Here is a 14,440-nt window from a genome sequence, read left to right as displayed (position 1 = left end):
CATGAGCAATGACGATGCCTAGCAAGGCAATACCTCGTAAGCCATCTACTAAAACAATTCTGTTGGAAGAGAAGGTTCTTGTGTTCATAATCGGTTCAAAGAGATTTTTAGATTTTAACTTTAAGATGCAAGATTTTAACCAAAGGTTGCAGACAAATAGAGAGAAGTACTTAGAGAGAGCTGTCGATTTAACTATTTTTAAGATAAAAATTGGTGATTTGTTATGAAAATAGTTAGCATAACAACTAATCAGTTGTATCTAACCCAAACAAAATTGCATCTTTCTAATATAGACCAAATTTTCTTGTGAAAGTTTGGGTAAATACACAATTTATTTTTGATTTTTGTATGAATTAATAATTCTTTATTCTGTTAATCTTGTAAATGATAGAAGAAATCACGATTGCGAATTTTGCGTAGTTCAATGAGTACCTTTTATCTATTTTAATTCCTGACTGTTTTAAACTCCAAACTGACAAACTCAAAAAATGCCACAACCATACGTTCAAACGATTAATAGCTTACTTGTCGCCAACCGTGGTGAGATTGCTATCCGTATTATGCGTGCTGCCTCTGAGTTAGGTATCCGAACGGTTGCCGTTTACACATTTGAAGATCGTTATTCGCTTCACAGATACAAGGCGGATGAGGCTTATCAAATTGGTAAGGACGACGAACCTTTAAAACCATATCTCGATATCGAGGGGTTAATAAAGTTATGTAAGGAGAAAGAAATAGACGCTATTCATCCGGGTTATGGATTTCTTTCTGAAAACGTAACATTGGCACGTCGTTGTCGTGAAGAAGGAATCAAATTTGTTGGTCCTTCTCCAGAAGCGATGAATGCTTTGGGCGATAAGGTAGCTGCCAAAGATGCTGCTCGTAAGGCTGAAGTACCAATGATTGAAGACTCGAAAGAGGAGCTAGTATCGTATGATATTGCACTTAGAGAGGCTCGTCGTATTGGTTTTCCTGTAATGGTAAAAGCTGCGGCCGGTGGTGGCGGTCGTGGTATGCGTGTAGTACGTGAAGAGGAGGCTTTAGAAAAAGCTTTCGCAGAAGCGAAAAACGAAGCTAAAAATGCGTTTGGTGATGATACTATCTTTATTGAGAAGTTCATCGACCAACCAAAACATATTGAGGTGCAGTTGTTGGGTGACCAACACGGCAACTTAGTACACCTTTATGAGCGTGATTGTTCGGTACAACGTCGTTTCCAAAAGGTAGTAGAAGTAGCACCTTCTGTGGGTTTGAAAGATGAAACCAAACAAAAGTTGTATAAATACGCTTTATCGATTGGTAAAGCAGTAAATTATTACAACGCTGGTACGGTTGAGTTCTTGGTAGATAAAGACGAGAATATCTACTTTATCGAAGTAAACCCTCGTGTTCAGGTAGAACATACTATTACAGAAGAGGTAACAGGTATCGACATTGTGCGTACCCAAATTTTGATTGCTCAAAACTACCGCCTTTCTGACCCGAATATTTATATCCTTCGCCAAGAGGATATTCCATTGAGAGGCTATGCTATTCAATGTCGTATCACTACCGAAGACCCGGCCAATGGTTTCAAACCTGACTTTGGTACCATCATTGCATATCGCAATGCAGCTGGTTTTGGTATTCGTTTGGATGAAGGCTCATCGTATCCTGGGGTTAAAATCTCCCCTTATTTCGACTCGATGCTTGTAAAAGTATCGGCAAAAGGTCGTACCTTGAAAGGCGCTTCCGAACGTTTGTTGCGTGCACTTACCGAATTCCGTATTCGTGGGGTAAAAACCAACATTCCTTTCTTACGTAATGTAATCCAGCACCCTATTTTCCAACAAGGAAAATGTGTGGTTCAATTTATTGATTCACATCCTGAGCTTTTCAACTTTACGACAACTCGTGACCGTTCTACAAAAGCTCTTCGTTATTTAGGAGATGTAGTAGTAAATGGTAACCCAGATGTAAAAGTGAAAAACGAACGTACTTTCCGTACGCCAGTAGTTCCTGCATTTGACAAATATGCTGAATATCCTATGGGTAATAAGCAACGTTTGGAATCGATGGGTGCCGATAAGTTTGCTCAATGGGTAAAAGATCAAAAACAAATCCTCTATACAGATACTACTTTCCGTGATGGTCACCAGTCGCTTTTGGCTACTCGTGTTCGTACCCGTGATATGTTGGCTGTGGCTGAAGGTTTTGCCAAAAGCTTTCCAGAATTATTTTCAATGGAAGTATGGGGTGGTGCAACCTTCGACGTATCGATGCGTTTCTTGAACGAATCTCCTTGGAAACGCTTACAGGCTTTCCGTGAGGCTATGCCAAATATGTTGTTGCAAATGTTGTTCCGTGGCTCCAATGCCGTTGGTTACTCAGCATATCCTGACAACTTGATTGAGAAATTTGTAGAAAAATCTGCTGAAAACGGCATCGACGTGTTCCGTATCTTCGACTCATTGAACTGGGTTGAAGCGATGAAAGTTTCGATTCGTGCCGTTCGTGAGCGTACTAACTCTATTGCAGAAGCTTCTATTTGTTATACAGGTGATATTTTCAACAACGAAAAGTATACACTTCAGTATTACTTAGACATGGCTCGTCAGCTGGAAGACGAAGGTGCTCACATGCTTTGTATCAAAGATATGGCTGGTTTGTTAAGACCATACCAAGCTCAAACTTTGGTTACAGAGTTGAAAAAATCGCTTTCTATTCCTGTACACTTGCACACACACGATACTGCGTCGATTCAAGCTGCTACTTATTTGAAAGCTATCGAAGCGGGTGTCGATGTAGTTGACTGTTCATTGGGTGCTATGTCTGGTTTGACTGCGCAACCAAACTTCAACTCAGTGGTGGCAATGATGCAAGGCAACGAGCGTGATTGTCCATTGAACTTAGGCTTATTGAACCAATATTCTAACTATTGGGAAGATATTCGTCAAATCTATTATCCATTCGAATCTGAATTGAAAGCAGGTACTGCTGAGGTTTATGACAACGAAATTCCTGGTGGTCAATATACCAACTTGCGTGGTCAGGCGATTGCTTTGGGTGTAGGTGATAAATTTGAAGTAATGAAGCACAATTACGTAGAGGCAAACAAATTGTTTGGTGATATCGTAAAAGTAACGCCTTCTTCAAAAGTAGTAGGAGATATGGCAATCTTCATGACAGCCAATAGCTTGACTGCTGAGGATGTATATGCTCGTGGCGCTACGCTTTCTTTCCCTGAATCAGTAAAAGACTTCTTCAAAGGTGGTCTAGGTCAGCCTTACGGTGGTTTCCCTAAGCAATTACAGGAAATTATCTTAAAAGGAGATCAAGCCATCACAGGTCGTCCAAACGATAATATTACGCCAATTGATTTTGATAAGGATTTTGCTGATTTCCAAGCTAAATTCCCAGAAAATCAAGAAGGTTTCTTGGATTATCTTTCTTACAAGATGTATCCGAAAGTATATGAAGACTATTACAAAGCTCAACAAAACTACGGCGATGTATCAGCTCTTCCTACGACAGCATTCTTCTATGGCTTGAAGCAAGATGAAGAAATCTTAATCACAATCGACGAAGGTAAGACTATCATTGTCAAATACTTGTATGCTTCAGAACCAGACGAATCAGGTTTGCGTACTGTTACTTTCGAATTGAATGGTCAGGCTCGTCGTATCAAAATTTTAGATAGAAATATCAAAATTGAGCGTCCACAACATGTAAAAGCTTCTGTAAAAGGAGATATTGGCGCACCTCTTCAAGGTCGTTTGAGCCGTATCTTGGTGAAACCGGGCGATGAAGTGAAGAAAAACGCTCCATTGTATGTTATCGAAGCCATGAAAATGGAATCGATCGTATCGTCTCCATTCGAAGGTGTAGTTTCTCGTATCGTGCTCAACGAAGGTACTGTAGTGGAACAAGAAGACTTAGTATTGTCAGTAGAGGAAGCAAAACTTCCTGAACCAGACAAAGATGAATACTTATTTGTGTACGGAACATTGCGTAAAGGATATGGTAACGAATTACACAAATTAATTGCCCGTAACTCTGAGTTTATTGGTTTGGCCAATTACCAAGGAAAGATGTTCAATATTGGTGAATATCCAGGTATTGTTCCTTCTGATGATGCCTCTGACAAAGTGGTTGGTGAGCTATACAAATTGACAAATCCACTTCGTTTAGTGAAAATTTTGGATGAATACGAAGAATTCTATCCAGAAAACGAAGCTGATTCGGTCTTCTTGCGTAAAGATATCCAAGTTGAGGTAGATGGTACTAGCTACGCTACGTTTGGGTATTTGTATAATCGTCCTTTGGATGGTTTACAGCAAATTACTTCAGGTGATTTCTTGAATCAATAAGAAATATCAAACACTATAAAAAAATCCTCCTTGGCTTGCCTTGGGGGATTTTTTATTGAGTGATTGGTGAGTGACTGATTTAGTGATTAGAATTTAAAGTGTACGAAGGATTCTAAAACCGTCTATTTCGGATATCGGATGTTGGATTTCGGAAGTGTAAGCATTTATGTTTTGTAAAAAATAGAGGTATTTTACTTTATTTCCGAAATCAGAAATCCCAAATCCGTAATTATTGGAAATCCTTCGTACAACCTTAGATTAGAATAGGCAATCATCTGGAGAGACGCCATGTTTGAGTCTGTCACTGATATAGAAAATTACCTCCCTAAACTCTGCAATCAAAAATCTGAAATCCACAATCGAAAGTGTCTTTTGTTTTTGCTATATTAGATACCTCATTTAAACCCGAACCAAAATGAACTCACTTTTGAAAACTAGCGCCTTGCTAGGCCTGCTTGCTATGGCCTCTTGCAAGCAAAAATCACAAGAACAACAAACCACAACAGATTCCACAATTGCTCAAGTCAAGGTTGACTCTACAAACATGTTTCCCAAAGAAACTGATTATCAAATCACTGTTCAGATGCCAGGAACCTTTCATCAAGGACAAGTTCCTTTGGATTCAGATAAAAAATCATGGGTTGGTATTTTCCAAACAAGTAAAGGCTTTGAGCTCAGAGCAACAAAGATTGCTTTGGAAATGGTTCATGATGAAATGATTGATGAAACGCCTGAAGCGAAAACGGGTATTCAAATTAACATTGCACAAAAAGATACTTGTTTGCTTTTGATTGAATCGCAGTCTTATCTGAAAGATCATGTGATAGCTCCGTTGACTTTGTCCAAAACAGAGTTTTATCCCAGTGATGCTGTCGAATTTGAGTATTTGGGCGTGAAGTATAAACTATTTGCGGTAGGTAAAAAGGAAATTGCCAAAGAAGATCCTAACCAGATTTTAGTGACAGATTATACGCTCTCTATTTCGTTTACGAAAGAGGGTAAAAACTACACTAACGTCTTGCTTCGTCAACCACGTTTTGATACAAAAATTCCTACAGTTCAGTTTGCGGGAGATATTGATGGCGATGGAATTGTGGATTTAGTGTTAGATGCAGCCACTTATTACAACGATATCAACAGTACCTTATATCTGTCAAAAATCGCCAAAGGAACTCAAGGACTAACTATAGCAGGTGGATTTACAGCGGGAGTAGACTAAATTTTTGAATAAACCTTATGCATATCCATTGACTATGAAAAAACTATTTTTTCTTTTGTGTACACTCTTGAGTAGCTCCACTTTTGCTCAGTCTGTCTATACAGGTACAATTGACAAATACCCAATTGAGGTAATTTTGAACGTCTATTCCGATGACGAAATCCAAGGTATTTATGTTTATTCCAGCAATGATGAGCCGATAAATATTTCTGGTACTATCAAAAATAAAGTGCTTTCTATTCTCGAAAAAGATGCCAAAGAGAAAGTAACAGGGAAAATGGTAATTGATAAGTTTTCGACTAAGGCTACACAATTATCAGGAACTTGGACCAACCCTACTGGTACAAAAAGCTTTAAAATAGCACTCACAAAAAAATACGACCTTGATGATGGAGAAGGTATAGCTTGGAGTAATCGTGAATTATTGCAAAAAGTAACTTCTGGTAATCAATATTTTAAAATTGTGCTTAGTAAAGCCAAAGATGATTATCAAGCACGTGTAAAAGCTTTAAAGGTCTTCGAAAAAAAGACGGACAAATTGCTTCAAACCATTGCGGTTGATTGCCAATCAATGGGCATTAATAGCGTAGAAACGGGCGATTTTAATTTTGATGGTCAAGCTGATATTTCTTTATTTGAATCATCTTATGCTGGAGCAAATACTTCTTCAAAATACTTTTTGCTTGACTCAAACGGACAATACAAAGACAGTGGATTTGAAGGAGTTTCGCTTACATTTGATGAGAAAACCAAAAGAATTACCGAAGTAAACCAATGTTGCGCAGGGTCACAATATACCTCGACTTTGTACAAGGTGGCAAATAACAAAATGGTAAAACTTGAGCAACACTGTTTTATTTATGATGAAAAAAAGCAAGACTTTATAGAACGTAAATGGAAAGATTGCCAATAAAAAGTTAAGGCTTTATTGTACATAGCCCTCAGAATTACCTGAGGGCTATTTTTATGAATAAAAAACCTATTTTTCCAACACTATCCAATAACCATTTTTCTCAATATTCACGAAGGTTTTGATTTCGATAAAAAAGAGTTGAAATTTGTAAAAATAAGGGCTTTGAGTTTCTAATAAATCGATTTGGGGATAGCATTTTGTTAAAATAGATACTCAGCGATACCTTTTTGATGATCTATGGTAAGACAGCGAACAAATGTCTTACGTAATTTGTTATTTTTTTATGATGTTATACCCTCAAAATATAGAACAAAAATTAGGATTTGACCGAATTAGAGAACGACTTAGTGAATTGTGTATTAGTCCACTCGGCAAGGCATTTGTGGAGAAAGTTCGCTTTTCGGATAACTATGATTTAGTCCAAAAAATGATTCGTCAGGTAGATGAAATGCGTGAGATTATGCAATATGAACCACAGGCATTTCCTTCTCAAAACTACCTCGATGTTAATCAACAACTGACCAAAGCGGCTATTGAAGGCGCTTTTCTTTCTGAAGCAGAGTTTTTTGATGTAAAACTTTCCCTTCGTACCATTCAAGAATGTCTTCGTTTTTTTGACAACAAGGAACCTGAGCAATACCCTCAATTACGTGAATTATTGGGTATGGCTTTTCAGCCCCGTACCGATAAAAATCAAGAGGAAGTAAAGACCAACAAAGATGCTAAATTAGAAATAAGAGGCATTTTGGATGCTTTAGATAAAGTAATTGATGACCGTGGACGTTTGAAAGATAATGCCAGCCCAGAATTACAGTCTATTCGTCGTCAGTTGGTTTCGCAAGAGAATGATTTACGTAAAAAATTAGATAGTATTCTTCGCAATGCTCGTAGTAATGGCTGGGTAACAGATGACTTTTCTTTGGCTTTGCGTAATGGTCGTATGGTAATTCCTTTGGCAGCTGAGCACAAACGCAAAATCAAAGGTTTTATCCATGACGAATCAGATACTGGTAAAACGGTATTCTTAGAACCAACCGAAGTCCTTGAAGCCAATAACGAAATTCGTGAGTTAGAATCGGCAGAACGCCGTGAGATTATCCGTATTCTCATGGATTTGACCACACGTTTGCGCCCTCACGTACCTGTCTTGAAGCGAGCTTACACATTCCTTGGGATTATTGATTTTGTTCGTGCGAAGGCTTGTTATGCTATCGAGCTAGGTGCTATTGCGCCTTTAAGCGTCAATACACAGCTAGTAGACTGGAAAAACGCACGTCACCCATTGCTTTATGCTTCTTTCAAGAAAATGGGTAAAAGCGTTGTTCCATTGTCAATTACCTTGGAGCTAGACAATCGTATTTTGTTGATATCTGGACCTAACGCTGGTGGTAAGTCGGTTACGCTCAAAACTGTTGGTTTGATTCAGTATATGTACCAATGCGGTTTATTGGTGCCTATGGCTGAGTATTCTACGATTGGTTTGTTTAGAAATATTTTCATTGATATTGGTGATGAACAAAGCTTAGAGAATGACCTAAGTACCTATAGTTCGCACTTGACAAACATGAAACATTTCTTGATTCAATCTGACAGAAAGACCTTATTTTTGATTGACGAATTTGGTACTGGTACAGAACCTGCTTTGGGTGGAGCTATTGCGGAGAGTATTCTTGAGGATTTGAATCGTTCGGGCGCGTATGGTGTGATTAATACCCACTATACCAACCTGAAAACTTTTGCTGACCGAACCAAAGGACTTGTCAACGGTGCGATGCGTTACGATGCAGAACACTTAGAGCCATTGTATGAGCTTGAAATCGGAAAACCAGGGAGTTCTTTTGCCGTTGAGATTGCGTACAAAATCGGTTTACCTAAAAATGTAATCGATCGTGCTAAAAACAAGATGGGTAAGCAGCAGGTAAGTTTTGAAAAATTGGTAAAAGAGCTAGAAATTGAGAAGAAGGTATTTGCAGATAAAAACGTAGAAAATGCCCAAAAACAACGTCATCTCGACCAATTACTTGATCAATATAACTCGCTGAAAAACCTATTAGATTCGGAGAAAAAGACCATTCTGAATAGCGCTAAACTGCAAGCAAAAGAGTTAGTAAAAACAGCTAACCAGAAAATTGAGGCAACGATTAAAGAGATACGTGAGCAAGAGGCTGATAAATCTGCTACCAAAGAGCTTCGTCAGGATTTACAAGATTTTCAAGAATCTCTAGTAATCGAAAAAGTACCTGAGAATAAAAATAAGCCAACTCCGAAGAAAGAGGAAGAAGAAAAAGATGTCATTGAGGTAATAGGAGGCGATATTGTGATAGGCTCATTGGTACGTATCAAAGGACAGGAAGCCATTGGGGAGGTATTGGGCGTTCGTGGTAAAGATATTGAAGTTGCTATTGGCGATTTGAAAACGACAGTAAAACTTAATCGTTTGGAGAAAATTTCAAGAAAAGAGTTCCGTCAAAAAGCTTCTCCTAAAGCCAAGCTAACGGGAATTGATATGAATGAGAAAATGCAAAACTTCTCATTCAACCTTGATTTAAGAGGAAAGAGAGGAGAGGAGGCTTTGGTAGACGTAGACCGCTTTATGAATGACGCCATTATGGTTGGTTATGATGAGATTAGAATTGTACACGGGAAAGGTGATGGTATTTTAAGAACGCTTATTCGTCAACATTTGAGAGGATACAAGCAAGTCGATAAAATGGTAGATGAGCACGCCGACCGTGGTGGTGCTGGTGTAACGATTGTGAAAATGAAGTAAGATTATGCTTATTTGGAGAATATTTTAAAATGTTATTTGACACTAGTGATATAAACAAAATATCCCTTCGCCACACCTTACTTTTCTTGTCTTGACACAAGAAAAGTAACCGCGCGGCGGCCGCAAAAGAAAGTCAAGAAATCCTAAACTCGCCTTCGGCTCAAACAGTAGGATTTCATTAAAATAAATATAAAATTCAGCATTTTGATAACTTATAAAATTTAAACAAGCGCTAAACAAAAAAGCCGACTCAGTTATGAGTCGGCTTTTTTATTTAGCATTCTTATTTTTTATTCTGCGTGATTTTGATACCATTTGAAGGAGCTAGGAAGATATAATCTGTTAATAATCTTTCTGTTTCTTTCAAATAAGCGTCTTTTTCACGTCTTTCTTTAGCTGCTTTTTGTTTTGCTTGCGCAATACTTACAGAGTCAGTTTTTACTTCAGTTTTAGTTTCTGGTTTTTCAACATCTGCTAATTCTTCGGCAAGGTCTTGGCTATTGCGTTTTTTCTGCTCTTCGATTTCTTTACGACGTTTGTCTTCTTTCAAAGAAATGGTTTTGCGTTCTTTTGCTTTTTTCCAATAATCAAAATCAGCGACTAATTTTTTCAAATCTGTTTCTGACTTTAAGTGCTCTTGGTATTTTTTATTCAAAGACGAAACGATTTGTTCGTTTACATCAGCCGAAGGAGTGTATTTGCTTGTAGCAATCATATCCCAAGGCAAAGCACTTGGTTGTGAGCTTTCACCATATTCTTCTGCCGAGAAGCCTGAAGGCAATTGAATATCTGGTGTTACACCTTTGTGTTGAGTACTACTACCAGTAATTCGGTAGAATTTCTCCATCGTGATTTTCAACTGACCTACGTTGTCTGGCTCACCTTTCAAGAAACGACCCAAATCTACTAAGGTTTGAACAGTTCCTTTTCCGTAAGTTTGCTCACCTACGACGATACCACGTTTGTAATCTTGAATAGCACCCGCAAAAATTTCTGAAGCCGAAGCACTAAAGCGATTTACTAAAACACCTAGTGGACCATCGTAAGTTACAGAAGGGTCACGGTCGTACTCAGCCGAAATTTCACCATCAGCATGCTTGCGTTGAACTACAGGGCCTTGAGGAATAAACAAGCCTGTCAAACTAACAGCTTCTACCAACGAACCACCACCATTGTTGCGAAGGTCAAGAATTACACCGTCTACTTTTTCAGCTTTTAGTTCAGTCAAGAATTTCTTTACATCTGCACTCGTACTTTTGAAATCGCCTTCGCCTTTTCTTACACCTTCGAAATCACGGTAAAATACAGGTAGCGTAATCAAACCTAATTTGTACGAACGACCATTGTTAGTAAATTCTAGAATATCCTTTTTCGCACTACCATCTTCTAATTTGATTTTTTCACGAACCAAACGAACTTCTTTAGGTACTGAGCCCACCGCTGCATCACCTGAAAGAATTTTCAAACGAACGATGGTATTTTTCGGGCCTTTAATCAATTTTACGGCATCGTCGGTCATCCAACCTACAATATCTGTAAAAGCACCGTTTTCACCTTGTGCTACTGCTACGATTCTATCTTTTGGTTTTAAGGCTTTGCTTCTGTACGCAGGGCCACCCGTGATGAGTTCGATAATAGTTACATAATCGCCATCCAAACGAAGCGTTGCGCCGATTCCTTCAAAAGACTGTGCCATTTCTTGGTTGAATTGCGCGGCAGCTTTCGGAATCATGTAGTTGGTATGCGGATCAATACTTTCGGTGAATGAGTTCATGTATTGTTGGAATACATCTTCACTCTTAGTTTTGTCGAAATACTTTTCACTACGAGAATAGCGCTCCTTCAAGTCTTTGACAGCTGAGGTATCAGCTTTTCCACTGATTTTCCAGTCTAACAAAGTACTTTTGATAGCTTTTCTCCAAATCTCATCAAGCTCTTGTTTGTTTGAAGCCCATTCAGCTTTTTCTCTGTCTGGCGTATAAACCTCATCTACATTGAAATTCATCGGTTTAGCCAAAAGCTGATTCACAAACGTAAAACGTTCTTTGGCTCTTTTACGATAAACATTATAGATTTGATAAGCGGCTGTCAAATCACCTTTTGCAACTGGTCATCCAATGAATAGCGAAATTGTTCGAAATCTTGAATGTCCTGTTTGGTGAAGTTCATTTTATTACCGTCAAGCTCCTTGATGTAATTATCAAGGATTTTAGAAGATAAAGAATCATTGAGAGGAACCCTTCTGTAATGATAATTCGTCAGGATTTGTGTCACTAATTCTTCTACTTTTTTCTGTGTTTCGGTGGGCTTGAGGTCGTCTTCACTAAATTTGTAAGCCACAGTAAGGTTTTTCTCGGCACTATGTGAGGTCGAGCGAAGTCCCATAACTGCTAATAGCGTAACAGGAACAAGTGCAATGAGATATTTCTTCATAGAGATTCGATGCGAAGGTAATTGAGTGATTGATGGTAAAACCAATCACTCAATCTATGATTCGCTTTATTATTTTTCGATACTTAGTAACTCAACTTCAAAAATTAAAGCTGAATAAGGTTTGATTACAGGACCGCTACCGCGAGAACCGTAAGCCAATTCTTGAGGAATAAACAATTTCCATTTAGAACCTACTGGCATTAATTGTAACGCTTCAATCCATCCCTGAATTACACCAGTTACTGGAAAAGTGATAGGTTCGTTACGTTGAACAGAGCTGTCAAATACAGTTCCATCTAATAAAGTACCATGGTAATGTGTTTTTACTTTATCGTTAGCTGTTGGTTTTGGACCGTCGCCTGCTTTCAAGATTTGATATTGTAATCCGCTTGGTAAAGTAACAACGCCTTCCTTCTTTTTGTTCTCAGCCAAGAACTTTTCGCCTGCTTCTTTGATTGGTTTGTACTGAGCTGCTTGCGCCTCCATCATGAATTTTTGAAGGATTTGGTTGGCTTGCATATCAGAAATTTGCGTACTAGCACCTTTCATTACCTCACCAAAGCTTTTGCCATCAATTCAGAATTGATAGGAATATTTTGCATTTTGAAGTTTTGAGCTACTAAAACTCCTAAGCTATAACTTGCTGAGTCAGCTAAGCTGGTCAATTTCAAATCCTTGTTGTCTGTTGCTACTTTGGCAACGGCTGGTTTAGTGGCAACTTTTGATGCTGGTGTAGCCGACTTTTTCACTTGTGCATGTGTGGCAAATGACGTAAGCGCTACGCCCGAGCAGAGTACTATGTGTTTTAGATTCATGATTTTATTTAATGTTTACTACAATTTTGCAAAAGATTATTCCAAATACTATACTGCTCTTGCAGGCTAGAATGATGGAGTAGAATCAAGCCTTGTGTTCAAAAAAATGTTAGAATAGACTTGATAAGAACTACAAAAATAAACATTTGACGGACTTATTGTAGTATTTGCGATTGATAAATTATTGTTGGTTAAAACGCAAGATTTTGTGAAAAAGTATGCAAAAATCAAATCACATCCTTTCCTAGAAAGAGTTTTAACTACAATATATTGAAATGTGTAGAGAACACCACAACAAATTGCGATGAGTGGTTGAAATGTATTGTGACTGGTCAAGGAGTATTTTCTCACTCAGTATTAAGCATCGAGTAGGGTTTGAATATCAAATTTTTGCATTTTCATAAATGCTTGAACTACATTTTTGCTTTTTGCTGGGTCACTCATGAGTTTAGGTAAAATACTGGGTACAATTTGCCAAGAAACACCATATTGATCTGCGAGCCAACCACATTGGTCATATCTTCCATTTTTACCTAAATTTTCCCAGTAAAAATCTATCTCTTCTTGGGTATCACATTCAACAACGAATGAATTGCCAGGAGAGAAATCAAAGTCGTGTGCGTTTGGGCTGCTTATGGCATTGAATAGAATACTACCCAATTGATATTGACAGAACATAACCCTTTCTTCAGGAAAGTTGAAATGAGCAGGATATAGGGATTCTATTTTAATGGTAGAGTTGTTGAAAATCTGTACGTACTGATTAACAGCTTCTTTAAGTCTTGGAAATTTATCATTGGCAAAAAGGAGGGTAGGAACGATTTTTTGTGAAGCTTCTATTGCTTGAATATCTAATTGCCAATACACACCAAACTTATCACAAAGCCATGCGTATTTTTTACTCCAATCATATTCTCCTAGAGGCATTACGGCATTACCACCCTCCAAAAGCGCCGAGTACAATCGCTCTATTTCTTGCTCACTTCCGCAATACACATAATGTGACAAAGCAGGGCTGGGCTTATATCGTGGACCGCCATTTAATCCCATAAACTTAGTACCCATAAGCCCAAATGAGCTTACCATCGGGTTCTTTTGTAGTATATGAGAATTGGGAAAAAGATTTGTGTAAAAATCGGCTGCCTCTGTGGCTTGGTGATTGTACCAAATACAAGAATAAATGGGCTTTTGCATGATTGTCTTTGAATTTTTAAGTGCTAGTTCAAGACTGAGTGTAGAATTGGGTATCTGTACAAACTTATTTTACATCGGATTTAAAACTGCTTTATACCTACCAGATTCTGCGAATTCTTTAATGATACGATTTCTTTCGATAAGAAGTTTTGTCATATAATTTGTCAAAAATAAATGATTGGCAAGTTTCCCAAGAAACCCCAATGGTGATTCAAACTCAAATAAATCTGTCATAAGCACTTTTTCTCCTACATATTCAAACTGATGAATATGAGTCAAGGACTTAAAAGCTCCTTTAATCAATTCATCCTTAAAGTAATATGGTCGTTCAAAGGCTGTAATGTGCGCTGACAAATGTTGTTTTATGCCAAAATGTGTCGCTTCAAAGGTTACATATTCACCTAATCCAATCAAGCCAGTGGTTTTTCCTTCAATAGCTTTTTCATGAGTATGTGCTGTTGAAATCGTATGTAAATCGATGCTTCTGGCCAAATCAAAGCATATTTCAAGGCTGGAGGCTATCTCGGTTTGAAGCTGAATCAGAGGCATTTGTAAATTGTGAATGAGCGATTTAGTGAATTGTGAATTAAAAAATCATAAAGGTAGAGACGCAATGCCTTGCGCCTCCAGATAAGAAAATCTACAACTTTATGAGTAGATTTTACCACTAACCATTTTTCTAGCTAACGGCTAACGGCTAACGGCTAACGGCTAACGGCTAACGGCTAACGGCTAACGGCTAACGGC

General features: G+C 38.1%; 9 protein-coding genes and 1 pseudogene. 4 read left to right on the top strand and 6 right to left on the bottom strand.

Features of this window, described 5'->3' with window-relative positions:
* Nucleotides 1-488 precede the first annotated feature (488 nt).
* The 4 genes from BWI92_RS17225 (at nt 489) to BWI92_RS17210 (ending at nt 9,251) form a co-directional block, all read left to right on the top strand.
* On the top strand, nt 489-4,349 hold the full coding sequence (locus BWI92_RS17225; RefSeq protein ID WP_095164752.1) for a pyruvate carboxylase: 3,861 nt from the start codon (nt 489-491) through the stop codon (nt 4,347-4,349).
* Nucleotides 4,350-4,764: 415 nt separating this feature from the next.
* Nucleotides 4,765-5,568, top strand: coding sequence for a hypothetical protein (locus BWI92_RS17220; RefSeq protein ID WP_095164750.1), 804 nt, complete (start codon nt 4,765-4,767; stop codon nt 5,566-5,568).
* A 34-nt stretch (nt 5,569-5,602) separates the two neighbouring features.
* Nucleotides 5,603-6,481, top strand: coding sequence for an XAC2610-related protein (locus BWI92_RS17215; protein WP_095164748.1), 879 nt, complete (start codon nt 5,603-5,605; stop codon nt 6,479-6,481).
* A gap of 286 nt (nt 6,482-6,767) precedes the next feature.
* Nucleotides 6,768-9,251 carry an endonuclease MutS2 gene (locus BWI92_RS17210; protein ID WP_095164746.1) on the top strand — a complete coding sequence of 828 codons (2,484 nt, stop codon included), beginning with the start codon at nt 6,768-6,770 and terminating at the stop codon, nt 9,249-9,251.
* A 283-nt stretch (nt 9,252-9,534) separates the two neighbouring features.
* Here BWI92_RS17210 and BWI92_RS28720 read toward each other — a convergent pair whose 3' ends face one another.
* From BWI92_RS28720 to BWI92_RS17185, 6 genes and pseudogenes are all read right to left on the bottom strand, one after another.
* Entirely contained in the window at nt 9,535-9,966 is a 432-nt protein-coding gene (locus tag BWI92_RS28720; RefSeq protein ID WP_310588923.1) for a carboxy terminal-processing peptidase, read from the bottom strand.
* A gap of 60 nt (nt 9,967-10,026) precedes the next feature.
* Nucleotides 10,027-11,636, bottom strand: a pseudogene (locus BWI92_RS17205) (S41 family peptidase); the annotation flags it as partial.
* 117 nt (nt 11,637-11,753) lie between these two features.
* Nucleotides 11,754-12,233, bottom strand: a complete 480-nt coding sequence (locus BWI92_RS17200) for an FKBP-type peptidyl-prolyl cis-trans isomerase (protein WP_095164744.1) — start codon at nt 12,231-12,233, stop codon at nt 11,754-11,756.
* Nucleotides 12,233-12,499 carry a hypothetical protein gene (locus BWI92_RS17195; RefSeq protein ID WP_095164742.1) on the bottom strand — a complete coding sequence of 89 codons (267 nt, stop codon included), beginning with the start codon at nt 12,497-12,499 and terminating at the stop codon, nt 12,233-12,235. The genes BWI92_RS17200 and BWI92_RS17195 overlap by 1 nt, the downstream gene beginning before the upstream one ends.
* A 357-nt stretch (nt 12,500-12,856) precedes the next feature.
* Entirely contained in the window at nt 12,857-13,693 is an 837-nt protein-coding gene (locus BWI92_RS17190) for a VOC family protein (protein WP_095164740.1), read from the bottom strand.
* A gap of 69 nt (nt 13,694-13,762) precedes the next feature.
* Nucleotides 13,763-14,242: an SRPBCC family protein gene (locus BWI92_RS17185; protein ID WP_095164738.1), complete on the bottom strand. Its 480-nt coding sequence runs from the start codon at nt 14,240-14,242 to the stop codon at nt 13,763-13,765.
* Between the last annotated feature and the right edge of the window lie 198 nt (nt 14,243-14,440).

This window comes from Flectobacillus sp. BAB-3569, from assembly GCF_002270355.1.
Lineage (GTDB): Bacteria > Bacteroidota > Bacteroidia > Cytophagales > Spirosomataceae > Flectobacillus > Flectobacillus roseus.
This window is presented reverse-complemented; position numbering and strand designations above follow the sequence as displayed.

Excerpts from the sequence above, each read along its gene's own strand:
- BWI92_RS17225 (WP_095164752.1), top strand. The coding sequence starts at position 489 with ATGCCACAACCATACGTTCAAACGATTAATAGCTTACTTGTCGCCAAC.
- BWI92_RS17220 (WP_095164750.1), top strand. The coding sequence starts at position 4,765 with ATGAACTCACTTTTGAAAACTAGCGCCTTGCTAGGCCTGCTTGCTATG.
- BWI92_RS17215 (WP_095164748.1), top strand. The coding sequence starts at position 5,603 with ATGAAAAAACTATTTTTTCTTTTGTGTACACTCTTGAGTAGCTCCACT.
- BWI92_RS17210 (WP_095164746.1), top strand. The coding sequence starts at position 6,768 with ATGTTATACCCTCAAAATATAGAACAAAAATTAGGATTTGACCGAATT.
- BWI92_RS28720 (WP_310588923.1), bottom strand. The coding sequence starts at position 9,966 with ATGATTGCTACAAGCAAATACACTCCTTCGGCTGATGTAAACGAACAA.
- BWI92_RS17200 (WP_095164744.1), bottom strand. The coding sequence starts at position 12,233 with ATGAAAGGTGCTAGTACGCAAATTTCTGATATGCAAGCCAACCAAATC.
- BWI92_RS17195 (WP_095164742.1), bottom strand. The coding sequence starts at position 12,499 with ATGAATCTAAAACACATAGTACTCTGCTCGGGCGTAGCGCTTACGTCA.
- BWI92_RS17190 (WP_095164740.1), bottom strand. The coding sequence starts at position 13,693 with ATGCAAAAGCCCATTTATTCTTGTATTTGGTACAATCACCAAGCCACA.
- BWI92_RS17185 (WP_095164738.1), bottom strand. The coding sequence starts at position 14,242 with ATGCCTCTGATTCAGCTTCAAACCGAGATAGCCTCCAGCCTTGAAATA.